14 protein-coding genes, 1 tRNA gene, 2 pseudogenes and 1 other annotated feature are annotated in these 15,248 nt (G+C 66.8%); of the genes and pseudogenes, 10 read left to right on the top strand and 7 right to left on the bottom strand.

Features of this window, described 5'->3' with window-relative positions; genetic code table 11:
- Positions 1-110: 110 nt before the first annotated feature.
- Complete coding sequence (locus tag BN4346_RS38220) at positions 111-479, bottom strand: signal peptidase I (RefSeq protein WP_067973832.1); 369 nt, start codon at positions 477-479, stop codon at positions 111-113.
- Positions 476-2,047: a hypothetical protein gene (locus BN4346_RS38215; RefSeq protein ID WP_067973829.1), complete on the bottom strand. Its 1,572-nt coding sequence runs from the start codon at positions 2,045-2,047 to the stop codon at positions 476-478. The genes BN4346_RS38220 and BN4346_RS38215 overlap by 4 nt, the downstream gene beginning before the upstream one ends.
- Before the next feature lie 142 nt (positions 2,048-2,189).
- On the opposite strand from BN4346_RS38215, the gene BN4346_RS38210 reads away from it, so the two are divergent.
- Both BN4346_RS38210 and BN4346_RS38205 read left to right on the top strand, forming a co-directional pair.
- Positions 2,190-2,522, top strand: coding sequence for an SCO3933 family regulatory protein (locus BN4346_RS38210; protein WP_067973826.1), 333 nt, complete (start codon positions 2,190-2,192; stop codon positions 2,520-2,522).
- A gap of 69 nt (positions 2,523-2,591) precedes the next feature.
- Entirely contained in the window at positions 2,592-3,821 is a 1,230-nt protein-coding gene (locus tag BN4346_RS38205; RefSeq protein ID WP_067973824.1) for an FtsK/SpoIIIE domain-containing protein, read from the top strand.
- On the opposite strand, the gene BN4346_RS38200 is transcribed toward BN4346_RS38205, so the two are convergent.
- Positions 3,776-5,037, bottom strand: a protein-coding gene (locus BN4346_RS38200) for an IS3 family transposase (RefSeq protein WP_096867509.1) whose coding sequence is annotated in 2 segments (ribosomal slippage) — positions 3,776-4,734 and positions 4,734-5,037 — 1,263 coding nt in all. Because the reading frame shifts where the segments join, the coding sequence is not laid out codon by codon here. The two genes, BN4346_RS38205 and BN4346_RS38200, sit on opposite strands and share 46 nt — an antisense overlap.
- Positions 4,607-4,738: a sequence feature (AL1L pseudoknot), on the bottom strand. It overlaps the preceding gene by 132 nt.
- Positions 5,038-5,090: 53 nt before the next feature.
- Between BN4346_RS38200 and BN4346_RS38195 the strand changes: the two are divergent.
- The 3 genes and pseudogenes from BN4346_RS38195 to BN4346_RS38185 all read left to right on the top strand — a co-directional run.
- Positions 5,091-5,366, top strand: a pseudogene (locus tag BN4346_RS38195) (FtsK/SpoIIIE domain-containing protein); the annotation flags it as partial.
- Entirely contained in the window at positions 5,363-6,919 is a 1,557-nt protein-coding gene (locus tag BN4346_RS38190) for a replication initiator (protein WP_078058726.1), read from the top strand. The pseudogene BN4346_RS38195 and the gene BN4346_RS38190, both read left to right, overlap by 4 nt.
- 186 nt (positions 6,920-7,105) lie before the next feature.
- Complete coding sequence (locus tag BN4346_RS38185; protein ID WP_078058699.1) at positions 7,106-8,746, top strand: recombinase family protein; 1,641 nt, start codon at positions 7,106-7,108, stop codon at positions 8,744-8,746.
- Here BN4346_RS38185 and BN4346_RS38180 read toward each other — a convergent pair.
- Positions 8,728-8,813: transfer RNA gene (locus BN4346_RS38180), tRNA-Leu, on the bottom strand. The two genes, BN4346_RS38185 and BN4346_RS38180, sit on opposite strands and share 19 nt — an antisense overlap.
- A gap of 108 nt (positions 8,814-8,921) precedes the next feature.
- On the opposite strand from BN4346_RS38180, the gene BN4346_RS38175 reads away from it, so the two are divergent.
- Positions 8,922-10,268 (top strand): M20/M25/M40 family metallo-hydrolase, encoded by a 1,347-nt coding sequence (locus BN4346_RS38175; RefSeq protein WP_096867543.1) that lies wholly within the window; start codon positions 8,922-8,924, stop codon positions 10,266-10,268.
- Between the two features lie 20 nt (positions 10,269-10,288).
- Positions 10,289-10,819 (top strand): YbhB/YbcL family Raf kinase inhibitor-like protein, encoded by a 531-nt coding sequence (locus BN4346_RS38170; RefSeq protein WP_067973812.1) that lies wholly within the window; start codon positions 10,289-10,291, stop codon positions 10,817-10,819.
- Between the two features lie 89 nt (positions 10,820-10,908).
- On the opposite strand, the gene BN4346_RS38165 is transcribed toward BN4346_RS38170, so the two are convergent.
- The 3 genes and pseudogenes from BN4346_RS38165 to BN4346_RS38155 form a co-directional block, all read right to left on the bottom strand.
- On the bottom strand, positions 10,909-11,970 hold the full coding sequence (locus BN4346_RS38165; protein WP_208863290.1) for a quinone-dependent dihydroorotate dehydrogenase: 1,062 nt from the start codon (positions 11,968-11,970) through the stop codon (positions 10,909-10,911).
- Between the two features lie 10 nt (positions 11,971-11,980).
- Positions 11,981-12,247 (bottom strand): DUF5703 family protein, encoded by a 267-nt coding sequence (locus BN4346_RS38160; RefSeq protein ID WP_067973807.1) that lies wholly within the window; start codon positions 12,245-12,247, stop codon positions 11,981-11,983.
- Positions 12,244-13,240, bottom strand: a pseudogene (locus tag BN4346_RS38155) (YncE family protein). The gene BN4346_RS38160 and the pseudogene BN4346_RS38155 overlap by 4 nt, the downstream one beginning before the upstream one ends.
- Positions 13,241-13,363: 123 nt before the next feature.
- Here BN4346_RS38155 and BN4346_RS38150 point away from each other — a divergent pair.
- Genes BN4346_RS38150 through BN4346_RS38140 form a run of 3 tightly spaced genes read left to right on the top strand, consistent with a single transcriptional unit; the run spans position 13,364 to position 15,240 of the window.
- A complete protein-coding gene (locus tag BN4346_RS38150; RefSeq protein ID WP_067973804.1) occupies positions 13,364-13,657 on the top strand; it encodes a hypothetical protein in 294 nt (97 codons plus the stop codon).
- Positions 13,658-13,702: 45 nt separating this feature from the next.
- A complete protein-coding gene (locus BN4346_RS38145; RefSeq protein WP_067974401.1) occupies positions 13,703-14,557 on the top strand; it encodes an undecaprenyl-diphosphate phosphatase in 855 nt (284 codons plus the stop codon).
- A complete protein-coding gene (locus tag BN4346_RS38140) occupies positions 14,554-15,240 on the top strand; it encodes a histidine phosphatase family protein (protein ID WP_067973801.1) in 687 nt (228 codons plus the stop codon). The genes BN4346_RS38145 and BN4346_RS38140 overlap by 4 nt, the downstream gene beginning before the upstream one ends.
- The last annotated feature ends 8 nt before the right edge of the window (positions 15,241-15,248 follow it).

The raw sequence follows: 15,248 nt of genomic DNA, 5'->3' as shown, positions 1-15,248 counted from the left end.
CGCCAGCGGACGGAAGCGAAGGGAGTGCAGCGGAGACCGTAGGGAGCCGCACGCCTGTTACGTGGGCGCGTCGCAGTTTGCGGTCCTGGTGGGTTCGGATGTCCGGGTGGTCACGGGGGTGTGTCGCTAGAGGCTGGTGGCTGTGATGGCCAGCGAACGGTGATGACGGTGGAGTCGTCCTCTGCTTGCCAGTAGTGATCAATGCCCTTGCCCCAGATGGCGTAATCACCTTGCCGCTGAAGGGTGATACTGCGCTCTGGCAGATCAAGGCGGAATCGGCCGGACACTAAGAGGAGGAGCGTCGTTCGTTGCTCGCCGACGGTCCATCCGTCGCGGTGTTGTCCGGCGGGGTGTATGCCCCATTTGATTTCGACGGCATCGGTGTTGCGGGCTCCATCGCCCATGAAGTGGCCAAGCAGCCAACCGCGGTGGGTGTCCGCGTCGTCGTTGGCGTTGCCGAAATACCATGGCGTCGTCATGGGCCGTGCTCCAGTTCGGTCGGTGGAAGGTTGACCCGTTGTCCGCCCGTCACGGCGAGGCGTCGAATACCTTGCAGGAAAGCGAAGAGGCCTTCATCGCTCCAGTGTTCATCAGTGGTGAGTTGGGAGATGCGGTCGATGTCGAGGCTGGAGTAGATTCGGATGCTTTCGGCTTCCCAGTTAGTGACGAGTTGCCCGCCGAACGAGTTCCACCATTCCTCGTCGTCGATCGTGATCAGGGACGCGAACTCGTAGTTGCCGTTGACGAGGTTGAGGCCGAAGCCGGTGCACTCGGCGCGCCAGGCGTCGGAATCTGCCCGCTCAACAAGCCAGCGCATTGGCTGCGATAGTCGGGTGTGGTGCAGCGGGACGAGGCGTTGGGCTGGCCCGCGCGCTGGCTGGAGTTCATCACGTCCGAGCAACTCCTCCTCAAGCTCGCGTTCGAGCGTCGCCGATAGCTGTGCGTCGTCACTGAAGTCGAACAGTGGTTGATGGAAGGCTTTGGGGATGACGGCGAGTCGGCCGACCCCGTTGAGGACTTGCGCCGAGCGCTGCTGCACGACAATCGCATAGTCGGGGCCGTGGCTGCGGGTCGGGGGTCGTGCGATGGCGAGTAGGGCCAGCGGCCCGCCAGCGCAGAGCCGGTGGTTCAAGCTGATGGCTTGGTCGATCGATCCCAGGTACAGCTTGCGAAGCGGCAACTGCGACCACCGCACATCACTACCTGCGTTGAGGAGGGCATCGATGAGCTCGTTCTCTAGCAGGTCGAACGTCAGCGCGTAATCGGCGAAGTTGGCTAGCCGTAGCCTTCCACTGATGCCGTGCTGGGAGATGTCGACGTGAGTGAGGCAGTACAGTTCAGCGTCGAACATCCGGGTTTGCAAGTTGATCGACTCGGCGATGCGCTGGACGGCGGCCGCGGCGGCCGTTTCGTCGAGGTTGAGCATGGGCGTTGACGGACCTGATGTTGGGGTCAGCGAATCGTGGCCCGTTCCCAGCGGCACGCTCATCTCGGTCCACTCGGGGCAGGTGAGGATACTTGTTGCGGCGGTGGCTGTTCCGCACCGGCCCGCATACAGGTTGTGGCCGCCGCGCGGTGCTGGGTATAGCGCGCTGATTGCCGCCGCGATGGAGCTGCGAGCTACTCGTCCGCGCTGGGCCGCCTTCCGCCGGACGACAAGTGGGGTCATCTGCGCCAACAGATCGTGAACCTGGAGCCGGGCTGTTCCGGCCTGCCAGCCTGCGTGCAGATCTACCCAGTCCAGAAGGCCGGCCGTGGTGAGGTCAGCGGCCGTGGTCCCCGGTGTGGCGTCAGCGTGTGAACTGCGGCCGTACACCAGCAGTTCAAAGCGCGTCTGTGCGGCATCGTCGGACTGGCTCAGAAGCGTGTCGAGCGCCTGTTGCATCACCGGCTTTGGAACCAGGTCAGGTTCTCGACTCCATTCCGCGACGGACCTGGGGCCGACGCCAAGCCGCTGGGCAAACTCCTCAGTGGACATCCGCAGGGCGAGCTTGAGCGCGGTGGCATGCCTGCCTGTCCACTTCACGATGACGATTGGATGGTCCATCGCGTCCGATTATCTCGCTGCTCACCTGCGTTCGAACTGCATTGGGACTGCACTGCGACCTCATGGCCGGTGTGCGTCGACCCTACTTGAGTTGATGGTGTGGCCGATCGGCGGCCACCCGCCAAGGAAGGAGGGAGTCGGTATGCGACTCCTCATCGACACCCGCCAGATGCAGTTCACCGTGACCAAGAATGCCGAGCCGCGTGTCACTCACGACACGGGAGCACAGCGTACGGACCGGCAGACCGGCGAACCGTTGTTCTCCGTGCAATTGCTGGTCCTCGACGACACGGGCGGTGAGGTCATCGCGGTAACGGTTGCCGGTCCGCCCAAGGTGACGGTCGGCGCAGCGGTGGCTGTCACCGATCTGATCGCGATCCCCTGGCAGCAGGGCGATCGCAGCGGCGTCGCATACCGGGCGGCGTCAATCACGTCCACGGCTGCGTCCGCAACCAAACCGGGCAGCAACAGCTGACACACCGGCGAGCGCCGGGACCGGATATCAACGTGGCCGGTCCCGGCACCGGAAAGGACCTGAGAAGCGATGGCATCGAACAACAACGGCAAGAAACCGGACACCGCCGGCGATGATTGGCTCGGTGAGCTGCTGGTCGATCTGGTCAGCCTGACGGGTAGGGGGCTGTGGCGGTTCGCGCTGCGCTGGCCGGACACCGCGGCACTGCTGAGCGTCTTCGCGCTGATCGCCGTGGTGGGCGGCCTGCGCCCGGCGTGTGTGACCGGCGGGGCCTGCGCGGCGATGCTGTGGGGGTGGCGGCTGGGCTGGCCGGATGCCTATCAGCAGCTCATCGGCAAGCCAGTTGCTGATTATCGGCGGGCGCATCTGGTGTACTGGCGGCGCTGGCGGATGATCTGCGAACGTCACGGCCTGACGATCGCCGAGCGCGGCAAACTTGACGCCGCCCCGCTGGTGCCGCAGTTGCGTGAGGTGCGCATCGGGGCGGGCGTCGATACCCTGCTGGTGCGGCTGCTGGTGGGTCAATCAGTCAAAACATGGCAGGCCCAAGCCGAGGGGTTGGCCGCGGCGTTCGGTGCCCACCATGTCAGCATCGACGCCGGTCCGGTGGACCTTGGTCGGGGCCGCGACATCATCATCCGTGTCCGCCACCACGACGCGCTGGCGGCACCTGTCGCGCTGCCACGACCAACAGTGGATATGCCCATGCAGTTGGCCCGGGTGCCGATGGGGATCACGGAGACGGGCACCCCCTGGACTCTGCCGGTTGCCGGTAGTCACATCCTTGTCGGTGGGGCCACCGGGGCCGGCAAAGGCAGTGTGTTGTGGTCGCTTTTGGCTGGGCTGGCACCGGGCATCAAGGCAGGGTTGGTGGCGGTGCGCTGCCTCGATCCCAAGGGCGGCATGGAATTCGGTGCTGGAGCTGGCTTGTTCGACCGGTTCGCTTACGACTCCGAGGCCATCCTGGCGGTGCTGCGTGAGACGACCGAGACGATGGTCGCCCGTGCCCAGCGACTGCGGGGCACGACAAGAACGCATCGGCCCAGCCGTGCTGAGCCGCACATCGTTTTAATCGTTGATGAACTGGCCTCGCTGACCGCTTACGCCGACCGCAAACAGCGTGCCGAAATCGAAGCGCTGCTCGGCCGCTGGTTGGCCCAGGGGCGTGCAGTCGGCGTGTCGGTGATCGCCGCCGTGCAAGACCCTTCCAAAGACGTGGTGGTGAATCGCCCTGGTTCTCCCGGAGGCTCGATCTATTGGATTTCGACCAGGTTCTGGTCGTTCCGTGATGCATCGTAGAACGCCGCTTCGAACTCGGTCGGCGGAACGTCGCTGAGGTAGCCGTGCAGGCGGCTGGTGTTGTGCCAGTGCACCCAGCTCAGGGTGGCCAACTCGACGTCCTCGACGGTCTTCCACGGCCCGGTACGTGCTGGCCCGTAGATCAGTTCGGCCTTGTAGTAGCCGTTCACGGTTTCGGCCAGGGCGTTGTCGAAGCTGTCCCCGACGGTGCCGATCGAGGGAGTCGCGCCGATCTCGGCGAGCCGTTCACCGTAGCGGATAGAAGTGAACTGCGACCCGGCGTCGGAATGACATACCAAGTACGGCAACAGGATTCCGCGTGACCAGCGGGCCATCTCGATCGCATCCAGCACCATCGTGGTGCGCATATGGGAGGCGACCCGCCACCCGACGATCATCCGGCTGAACGCGTCGATGAGGAAACAGACATAGGCCACCCCGGCCCAGGTCGGCACGAACGTCAGGTCGGTCACCCAGAGCTGGTTGGGAGCGGTAGCGGTGAACTGCCGTTTGACCAGATCGGGATGCCGCGTCGCCGCCGGATCTGCTTTGGTGGTCCGCACGCGCTTGCCGCGCCGCGCCCCACAGATCCCGGCTGCCCGCATCAGGCGGGCGACCTGATCGCGGCCCACGTCGTGGCCGGCCCTGCGTGCGGTTTTCCAGAGCTTGCGTGCCCCGTAGACGCGGTAGTTGTCCTCCCAGAGCGCTCGCAGTACCGGACCCAGCACCGCGTCGCGGCAGGCCCGCGCCGACGGCTTGCGGGTTTTGGTGTCGTAGTAGGTGCTCGGGGCCACCGACACGCCTGCTTCACGCAGGACGGTGCAGATGGGCTCGACCCCGAACTCCTCGCGATTCGCGTCGATGAACGCGACTATTTGCGGTGTTGGCGGTCGAGCTCCGCCCCGAAGAAACTCGCTGCTCGTTTCAGAATCTCGTTGGCACGCTTCAGTTCTCGATTCTCCTGTTCGAGTTCCTTGATCCGCGCAATCTCAGCGGTGGACACCCCCGGTACATGCCCGTCGTCGATATCGGCCTGGCGCACCCAGGACCGGACCGACTCGACCCCGTAACCGAGCTGACGCGCCACCCGCGCCACCGTGCCCTGCTCGGTGCCCAGCTCAGTCCGCAACGTCCGGACCATCCGCACCGCGGCGGCCTTCTCCTCCGGGCCGTAACGGCGTGTCGTGGGCCTACCTGGCGACTGTTCCTTCGGCATACCTGCATCCTCGTTTCCAAGGTCAGGAGCCTCCGGGATTTCCAGGGCGATTCATAGCGCTGCGCCAACTGTTCCCGGTGCGGGTTGGACTGCGTATGACCGAGGCCACCCAGACGGCGATGATCCTCTCGACCGCGGCCCACCAAAATGGGGCGCGTTGCGAAGACATCCCCGATGCCACACCTGGCGTCGGCTACGTGCTCACCGAAGGCAGAACCACCGTCAACCGAGTGCGGGCCTTCCACGTCACCGACGCCGACATCGCTTGGCTGGCTACGCACTTCCGGCGCCCCAGCACGAACCACAAGGGTTCGGGTACGCGGCGATGACTACCCCAGAACGGATCTGCTTGCCGGGCCTGCCCACCACTACCGACCCCGCGCCGGTGATCACCCAGATGGTTCGGCGCGCATCCTCGCTGGGGTTCGAGACGTGGTGGCGGCGGGTGGAATCGGTGGGATTCTGCACCCATCCGATCCAGCTGGTCGGCGCTGGTTCTGTCGGGAGCCGGCAGGTGGTGTGGACGCGCTGCAACAACCGCCGAGCCGCCGTCTGCCCGTCATGCTCGGATCTGTACGCCCGTGACACCTGGCAGCTGGTGCACGCCGGTGCCGCCGGTGGCCACCACAACATGCCGGCCGAGGTCGCTGCTCGCCCACAGGTGTTCGCCACCTTGACCGCGCCCAGCTACGGCACGGTGCACAACGCCACCGGCGCGCGTTGCCACCCCACATCGACGAGTCCAGGAAGTCGTTGTATTCATCGGAAGCCACTGCGGTGCAATGCAACTCATTCCATGGGCGATCCGATAGTGGGACAGCCGTTGTGCGGTCAATGCTACGACTACTTCGGGCATGTCCTATTCACCTGGCATCTGCCCGAGCTGTGGCGGCGTTTCACCATCGCATTGCGGCGCGCCGTAGCAGCACAGTTGCGAGCACGGGGGATGGACCGGGGTTTGGTACGGGTGAGTTTCGTCAAGGTCGTCGAACTGCAAGCCCGTGCGGTCCCGCACATCCACGCCTTGATCCGCCTCGACCCGCCGTCAGCACTCACCACCCAGAGTGACCAGAACCATTACGGCCCCGCCGCCACCTGTGGTGGTGGGGAGCCCCTTTCGGATACCGGGAGCAGCGGCTGGGTATCGCCGATCACCGCCGGTGAGCTGGCCGCGCTGATTCAGAGTGCTGCGCGCCAGGTTCGTGTTGACGTTCTCGCTCTCGATGGCGACGTACGTGAGCTGCGGTTCGGCACCCAGATCGATGCCCAACCGCTCAGCGGCGAAGCAATGGGAGAACCGGTCGGTACCGGGCTGATGGCTCGCTTGTCGCCGCGCCGGGTTGCGGCATACCTCGCCAAATACGTGACCAAATCCCTGCAGGACTTTGGTATCACCGCCCGGCGACTCTCGACGGAAGCGATCGCAACGCTCGACGTCACTGAACACGTGCGCGCGATCTTGACCACCATCACCCAACTTGCCGAATGCGTTAGGCCGATGGCCGGAATTGGGCGATGGCTGCACACGCTGGGATACCGCGGACACATCACCACCAAATCCCGGCACTACTCGACCACCATGGGTGCCTTGCGCGCCGCACGTGCAACCTGGACACGAAGACAGAACACCAAACACGTTGAACACCAGGGAACTACGCGACCAGACTGGCGGAATATACCGGTAACCGAGGTGCCAGCTGACGTCGATGCTGACGACGTGCTCTGGAAGTTCGACCACGCCGGACATGCCAGTGCGGGGGAGCGCACCCTCGTCTACTCCGCGGCCCTCCAACGCATCCACACCCGCCAAGTCGGACTGGTGGAAGCCCGTCGCCAAGTCCGCGACCAGCACGGAGATCCGCCAGGAGGGCACGATGGCTGACGGCTCCCAAACGGCACATCCTCGCTCCGAGTACGACGGTCGCATCGATGCGCCGACGATGTCAGAGGGAGGTGTTGAAATTGTCGTACCAGAGAGCTTTTGCCTCCCGCATGAGGCCAACCGCGCGCTGGTGCGCGTCATAATGGCCGTGCGGGACCGGATGCTCGGATCAGACAGGGGAGCAGCGTGAGCCTGAGGTTCGCCTTCTACGGCCGAGTGAGCACGGAAGACGCTCAAGACCCGGAGGCGAGCCGTAGCTGGCAGAAGCGGCGCGCCACGGACCTGATCACGCCGCACGGCGGAGTCCTTGTCACTGACTACTTCGATGTGGGACAGAGTCGCTCGCTGCCGTGGAAGCGCAGGCCAGAGGCATCACGGCTGCTTGTCGATGTTGCCGCTCGTGACCGTAGCTTCGATGCCGTCGTGATCGGGGAGCCGGCCCGTGCGTTCTACGGTCCGCAGTTCGCGCTGACTTTCCCGGTGCTCACGCACTACGGAGTCGGTCTGTGGGTGCCGGAGGTCGGTGGCGCGGTCGATCCCGGTTCTGAGGCGCATGACCTGGTGATGACTCTGTTCGGTGGCATGAGCAAGGGTGAGCGTGCTCGAATCCAGATGCGCGTCCGTACGGCGATGTCGGCACTGGCGCAGGACACGACCAGATATCTCGGTGGTCGACCGCCGTACGGTTACCGGCTCGTTGATGGCGGCCCGCATCCGAATCCTGCCAAGGCAAGTCTTGGGCAGCGGATTCACCGTCTTGAATCTGACCCCGCGACGGCGCCGGTCGTCGAGCGGATCTACCGCATGTACGCCGACGGAGCGGGGCTGCGCTACATCGCGCAACGGCTCACCGACGATGGTGTGCCGTCACCGAGCCAGTACGACCCGGCACGCAATCGTCACCGTGACCCGCGAGGGTGGTCGCATTCGGCGATCCGCGCCATCCTCGATAACCCGACATATCTCGGTGTACGCGTGTGGGGAAAGCAGGAGAAATACGAGGTTCTGGTGAACCCTGACGATGTCGCCGCGGGGTATGAGACGCGGATGCGGCGGCGCGAGCGGGCGAACTGGGTCGTACCGGACCGTCGCACGCACGAAGCACTGATTACCGACGAACTGGCGCAGGCTGTTCGTCTTCGGACACGGGCGCGGCGGGGTCCCGGTCTGGTGTGCAGCAGAGAATCGACGGTGCCGTACGCGCTTCGGGGAGTCCTGTTCTGCGCTGTGTGTGGACGGCGGATGCAGGGCGCCGCTCGCGGCGGGAAGCAAGCAACACGCATCCTCTACCGGTGTGAGCTGGGTAAAACGCGTTCTGTACCTGTGGACCTGACTGATCACCCGCGCACGGTCTACCTGCGTGAGGATGCGGTGACACCTCGCCTCGACGAATGGATCGCCAGTCTGGCCGATCCAGAAGATCTGGCTCGCGGTCAGGAAGTGGACCCGGGAGCCGGCAACGCCGCCTTGCTGCGCCAACTCAGCGAAGCGAACAGCAAGGTCGCCGCTTTGGTAGCCGCCGTGGAGTCCGGTGTGGCCGTCGAAGACCTCACCGATGCGTTGCGTCGCCGTAGCGCCGAGCGCGACGAGCTGAAGGCCCTCCTGGAACGAGTCGAGCGACCCCGCGCCATGTCGGCTGCACAGATCACCGAATTGGTACAGGAGTTGGGCGGACTGGCAGCGGTGCTAGGTGAGGCAACCGGGGCGGAACGGGCTCAGGTGTACGCAAGCCTTGGCCTGCGTCTTGATTACGATCCTCGCCTGCGACAAGTAAAGGCGACGGCCGACTTAAGTCGTGTCGCCGGATGTGTCCGAGGGGGGACTTGAACCCCCACGCCCGTTAATAGGGCACTAGCACCTCAAGCTAGCGCGTCTGCCATTCCGCCACTCGGACCAACCCGGCGCGGCCGGGCAGCTAAGGCTAACGGATGCCGATCGCCGGACCCAAACCCAGCCCTGGCAACGCCATCCGCAGGGGCACGAAGTGGTAGTAAAGGTAGCTGTGACCGATTTCCCGGATTCTGCCGGAGACGCAGTGGGCGAGGTGGTCGAACTCGTCAGTGCTCTCATCCGTTTCGACACTTCCAACACCGGAGAGCCGGCCACCACTAAAGGTGAGGCAGACTGCGCGCGCTGGGTGGCGGCCCAGCTCGAGGAAGTGGGCTATGAGACCGAATACCTCGAATCCGGTGCGCCGGGACGAGGCAACGTCTTCGCCCGGCTCAAAGGCAGCGACTCAAGCCGCGGGGCGCTGCTGATCCACGGGCACCTCGATGTAGTGCCGGCCGAGGCGAGCGAGTGGAGTGTGCACCCGTTCTCCGGCGCCATCGAGGGCGGGTATGTCTGGGGCCGCGGCGCGGTCGACATGAAGGACATGGTCGGGATGATGATCGCGGTGGCCAGGCAGCTGGCCCGCGCCGACATCACCCCGCCGCGTGACCTGGTGTTCGCGTTCGTCGCCGACGAGGAGGCCGGCGGCAAATACGGCGCGCACTGGCTCGTCGAGAATCGCCCCGACCTGTTCGCCGGTGTCACCGAGGCGATCGGGGAGGTCGGCGGTTTCTCGCTGACGGTGCCGCGGCGCGACGGCGGGGAGCGCCGGCTGTACCTGATCGAGACCGCGGAGAAGGGGCTGTGCTGGATGCGGCTGCGGGCCCATGGCCGGGCCGGGCACGGGTCGATGATCAACGACGACAACGCCGTCACCACCCTGGCCGAGGCGGTGGCCCGGCTGGGGCGGCACCGGTTCCCGTTGGTGCTCTCCGATGCCGTGGTGGAGTTTCTGGCCGCAGTCAGCGAGGAGACCGGCCACACCATCGACGTCGACTCCCCGGACCTGGAAGGGATGATCGAAAAGCTCGGGCCGATCGCCCGGATCGTCAACGCCACGCTGCGCGATACCGCGACGCCGACCATGCTGCAGGCCGGCTACAAGGCCAACGTGATCCCGGCGACGGCCGAGGCGGTACTGGACTGCCGGGTGCTGCCCGGGCGGCAGGCGGCCTTCGAGGCCGAGGTCGACGCGCTGATCGGCCCCCACGTGACCCGGGAGTGGGTCGCCCACCAGCCGCCGGTCGAGACGACCTTCGACGGTGACTTGGTCGAGGCGATGAATGCCGCGCTGCTGGCCTGTGACCCCGACGCCCGGACCGTGCCCTACATGCTGTCCGGCGGAACGGACGCAAAAGCGTTCGCCAAGTTGGGTATTCGATGCTTTGGATTCGCTCCGCTGCGGCTGCCGCCCGACCTCGATTTCTCTGCCCTGTTCCACGGCGTCGACGAGCGGGTTCCGGTTGATGCGCTGGAGTTCGGCACCCGCGTACTGCACCACTTCCTGACACACTGTTGACACCCGACGAGAGGACCATCGTGACCACAGCCCCCGACCCGTACGCCGCGCTGCCCAAGCTGCCGACGTTCACCCTGACTTCGGCGTCGCTGACGGACGGCCAGCCCCTGGGCAAGGCTCAGGTCAGCGGAATCATGGGCGCCGGTGGCGAAGACGCCAGCCCGCAGCTGAGCTGGTCGGGCTTTCCCGAGGAGACCCGCAGCTTTGCCGTCACCGTCTACGACCCGGACGCACCCACCGCGTCGGGCTTCTGGCACTGGGCGGTGGCCAACCTGCCGGCCACCTGCACCGAGCTGCCCGAAGGCGTCGGCGACGGCAGCCTGCTACCCGGGGACGCGCTGACCCTGGTCAACGACGCCGGGATGCGCCGCTACGTCGGTGCCGCTCCGCCGGCCGGTCACGGCGCACACCGGTACTACGTCGCGGTGCACGCCGTCGACGTCGACAAGCTGGAACTGGCCGAGGACGCCAGCCCTGCCTACCTGGGTTTCAACCTGTTCATGCACGCGATCGCGCGCGCGGTGATCATGGGCACCTTTGAACAGAAATAGTGCAGAAGTAGCTAAACCAGCCGCGACTGGGAATCCCACGACGCGACACGCCCGGTGGGCGTCGCGGGATTCCCAGTCGGGTCCGGGGGCTAACGGGCGGCGGAGCCGACCGCCTCGGCCAGTGACGCGAACCCGCCGTCGCGCAGCCGCTGGGCCAGGCCGTCATGGATGTTGCGGGCCCACAGGCCGCCGCCGTAGATGAAGCCGGTGTAGCCCTGCAGCAGTGCGGCGCCGGCGGCGATGCGCTCCCAGGCGTCGTCGGCGGTCTCGATCCCGCCCACACTGATCAGCACCAGCCGGTCGCCGACCCGGGCGTACAGTCGCCGCAGCACCTCCAGCGCCCGGCGCGCTACCGGTGGGCCGGAGATGCCGCCGGGCCCCAATTCGGCCACTCCGGGGGTGGCCAGGCCGTCGCGCGACACCGTGGTGTTGGTCGCCACGATGCCGGCCAGGCCCAACTCCACGCAGAGGTCGGCGATGGCATCCAGGTCGGTGTCGGCCAGATCCGGTGCGATTTTCACCAGCACCGGCTTGGTGGTCTCGGCGCGCACCGCGGCCAAGATGGGCCGCAGCGACTCGACGGCCTGCAGATCGCGCAGTCCCGGCGTGTTGGGGGAGCTGACGTTTACCACCAGGTAGGCGGCCAGCGGGGCCAGCAGCCGGGCGCTGGTGCGGTAGTCCTCGACCGCGTCCTCGGGTGGGGTGACCTTGGTCTTGCCGATGTTCACGCCGATCGGCACGTCGGAGCGATGTCGCGCCAACTGTGCCGCCAGGGCAGCGGCCCCGTGGTTGTTGAAGCCCATCCGGTTGAGCAGCGCGCGGTCGTTGGGCAGCCGGAACAGCCGCGGCGCGGGGTTACCCGGTTGTGCCGCTGCGGTCACCGTCCCCACCTCGGCGTAGCCGAAACCCAAGGCGCCCCAAGCATTTAGACCGGCGCCGTCCTTGTCGAACCCGGCGGCCAGTCCGAGCGGCCCGGGGAATTGCACCCCGAACACGGTGCTGGCCAGCAGCGGATCGTGCGGGGCGAGCCGGCGCCGCAGGGCCCGGCGGGCCGGCGGCGTCGCGGTGGCGCCGCGCAGCCCGGCGAACACGACGGTGTGGATGCGCTCCGGCGGCACCAGGAACATTGCCCGGCGCACTGCGCCGTACAGACCCATCGGCTTACAGTCCCGGCTGGTCGACGCAGCGGGCGTCGCTGCTCGCATTCGCGGCAGACTTCTTGCGGCGCAGCAACACCCGCCGGCTCCCGTCGGTGTACAACCGCACGCGGGTCAGCTCCCAACCTCGGTATTCGGCTTCGATGGACAATCGGGTAGACGCCCCGATCCGGGTGACCTCCGGGGGCAGTCGCAGCGGAATCCATTCGTAGTCATCGGACAGTTCGGTCTCCCAGCCGACCGGCAGTCGGCGTGGGCGCAGCGCGGTCAACGCGGCCTCGCCGCGTGCTCGATCACCTGCACCCCGGCACCGGAGCCCGACACCACGTACAGGGTGTCCGACTTCTCGTCTAAGGCCAGGGTGTTGGGTTGCTGCACGGTCGGATAGCGAACCTTTTCCACAGGGATTCCGGTGGTCAAATCGTAGCCGACCACGGTATTCGTCCCGGTTTGCGACACCCAGGCGAACCCGCCCGCTCCGGCCAGCCCGTAGGGGGCGTGCGGTACCGGATAGTCCTGGTGCAGCATCAGCGGATCCACGCCGTACACCAGCAGCCGTCCGCTGCGGGGGTCGGCCGCCAGCACCGGCCCGTGCGCAGTAGCGGCCAGGGTGGCCGCGCCCTGGCCGGCCCGCAGGGCGTACTGCGGCTTGCCGTCGGTACCGAGGGTCGTCACCGAAGTCTGGCCGCGGTCCAACACCACCGCGATATCGCCCTGGGTCACGATCTGGTCGACCCGGGCAAAGATCTTGGCCCGCTCGGCGACCCGCGTGCCGTTGTCCGCCAGCGTGTAGACCGCCCCGTCCGCGCTGCCCAACACCACGATGCCGTCGGCGCGCCGGCCGATCGCGGTGAAGTCGACACCGGCGGCATCGTCGACGTCGACGCGTTTGATGCCGCGGGTGGCCAGGTCGACGGTGTAGTAGCCGCCGGGTCCGGACAGGTAGACCGCGCCGCTGCCGTCGCCGGCCAATGCGCTCGCCGGTCCCGGCAACGCCACCGTGGGCCTGCGCGTCCGGGCCGGGGGACAGCACCGCCAGCAGCCCGGTGGTCGCGTCGAACACCGCGCCGGTGGCGTGGCCGGCCAGCGGCCGTACCGTGCCGGCCGGGCGCACCGCGGCGACCGGCGAAACGGCCGGCTCGGCCGGCGCGATCGTGGGCGGTGGCGCGGTGATGGGATTGGATGAGCACGCTGTGAGCAGCAGTAGCGGCAGCAACAGGCCGTGAAGGGACCGGCGGGGCCGGCGGGTGGAGCGCTTGGGCACAGGGCAGCTCTTCCAGCTCGTCAGGGTGCGGGTTGGTGCAAATACCGATTCTAAGGAAGGCATCGAGGTGAAGCTCGTATGTCCGGCCGAACAATAAGTTCGCTTAGGTGTAACCTCGCGGCCATGACTGTGGTCGATGACTGGCAGCTGGCATGTTCGGAGTTCCGCATCGAGGAGATCTGGACCGGGGCCTTCGCCAGCGGTTTCGGCGAGGTCGGCGACGGCCGCAGTTTCTCGTTCCACACCGAGCAGCAGAAGCTCGTGGTGGACATCTACCGGCCCCGGCTGGCCGGCCCGGTCCCGCACGACGAGGACGTGGTGGCCACCGCGAGCCGGCACCTGTTTGAGATCGATGTCACCGACGAGCGCAGCCTGTCCGCCGCGGTGCGCGACGTGGTATCCGGTCTGACCCGCTGACACCAGCCCGGTACGGTCATCGTCGTGTCGGTAGTCGAGACGGTGATGTCCTGGCCGCAAGTAGTCGTCCTGGCGATTGTCCAGGGCCTCACCGAGTTTCTGCCGGTCTCCTCCTCAGGACACCTGGCCTTGGCCTCCCGGCTGTTCTTCGCCGGTGACGCCGGCGCCTCGTTCACCGCGGTGACCCAACTGGGCACCGAGGTTGCCGTACTGGTCTATTTCGCCAAGGACATCGCGCGCATCGCCACGGCCTGGCTGTCCGGGGTGGCGTCGGCACTGGCCAAGACACCGTTGCCCGCCGAACGCGAGACCGACTACCGGATGGGCTGGTACGTCATCATCGGCAGTGTCCCGATCGTGATCGTCGGGGTACTGTTTCAGCACTTCATCCGCGGCGACGTACGCAACCTCTGGGTGATCGCCTCCGCGATGGTCGGCTTTTCGTTGGTGATCGCTGCCGCCGAGTACGTCGGCCGCCAGTACCGGCATGCCGAACAGCTAACCGTCAAGGACGGCTTCCTGGTCGGCGCCGCGCAGTGTCTGGCGCTGATCCCCGGTGTCTCGCGCTCCGGGGCGACCATCAGCGCCGGCCTGTTCCTGGGAATGGACCGGGCGCTGGCCGCCCGGTTCGGCTTCCTGCTGGGCATCCCGGCGGTATTCGCCTCGGGGTTGCACGAACTGCCCAACGCCTTCAATCCGGTCACCGAGGGAATGAGTGCCACGGGGCTGCAGCTGCTGGTCTCGGTGGTGATCACCTTCGTCGTCGGCTATGCGGCGATCAGCTGGCTGTTGCGGTTCGTCAGCAGCCACACCATGTACTGGTTCGTCGGATACCGGCTCATCGCCGGGACGACGATCCTGGTCTTGCTGGCCTCCGGGATGTTGGCGGCCTCGCCATGACCGTCATCCTGCTTCGCCACGGCCGGTCCACCTCGAACACCTCCGGGGTGCTGGCCGGGCGCACCGAAGGCGTCGAACTCGACGACCTGGGCCGTGCGCAGGCCGCACAGCTCGTCGACCGGCTCGACGGCCTGCCGATCAAGGCGGTGGTGCGCTCACCGCTGCTGCGCTGCCGACGCACCGTCGAACCGCTGGCCGCAGCCCTGGGGCTGGAGCCACTCGTCGACGAGCGGCTGGCCGAGGTCGACTACGGCACCTGGCCCGGGCGCAAGATCAGCGAGCTGACCGCCGAACCGCTGTGGCGAGTGGTGCAGGCGCAGCCCAGCGCGGCGATCTTCCCCGAGGGCGAAGGCCTGGCGCAGGTGCAGGCCCGGGCCGTCACCGCGGTCCGCGATCACGACCGACAGCTGGCCTCCCAGCACGGCGCCGACGTGCTGTGGGTGGCATGTACCCACGGCGACGTCATCAAGGCCGTCATCGCCGACGCGCTCGGCGTACATCTGGACGGCTTTCAGCGGATCACCGCCGACCCGGCATCGGCGAGCGTGATCCGCTACACGCCGTTGCGCCCCTTCGTGATCCACCTCAACCACACCGGAGCATCGTTGGCCGCCGCGGTGCAGAGTTCGCCGGCCGGCGCGGCGCCCGAAAGCGACGCCGTAGTCGGCGGGTCCACCACCTAGGTCCACCT

This window comes from Mycolicibacter icosiumassiliensis (assembly GCF_900078685.2).
GTDB lineage: Bacteria > Actinomycetota > Actinomycetes > Mycobacteriales > Mycobacteriaceae > Mycobacterium > Mycobacterium icosiumassiliensis.
This window is presented reverse-complemented; position numbering and strand designations above follow the sequence as displayed.

Bases quoted from the DNA above. Each gene is read 5' to 3' on its own strand.
- BN4346_RS38190 (WP_078058726.1), top strand. From the start codon at position 5,363: ATGACTACCCCAGAACGGATCTGCTTGCCGGGCCTGCCCACCACTACC.
- BN4346_RS38215 (WP_067973829.1), bottom strand. From the start codon at position 2,047: ATGGACCATCCAATCGTCATCGTGAAGTGGACAGGCAGGCATGCCACC.
- BN4346_RS38205 (WP_067973824.1), top strand. From the start codon at position 2,592: ATGGCATCGAACAACAACGGCAAGAAACCGGACACCGCCGGCGATGAT.
- BN4346_RS38220 (WP_067973832.1), bottom strand. From the start codon at position 479: ATGACGACGCCATGGTATTTCGGCAACGCCAACGACGACGCGGACACC.
- BN4346_RS38210 (WP_067973826.1), top strand. From the start codon at position 2,190: ATGCGACTCCTCATCGACACCCGCCAGATGCAGTTCACCGTGACCAAG.
- BN4346_RS38145 (WP_067974401.1), top strand. From the start codon at position 13,703: ATGTCCTGGCCGCAAGTAGTCGTCCTGGCGATTGTCCAGGGCCTCACC.
- BN4346_RS38150 (WP_067973804.1), top strand. From the start codon at position 13,364: ATGACTGTGGTCGATGACTGGCAGCTGGCATGTTCGGAGTTCCGCATC.
- BN4346_RS38140 (WP_067973801.1), top strand. From the start codon at position 14,554: ATGACCGTCATCCTGCTTCGCCACGGCCGGTCCACCTCGAACACCTCC.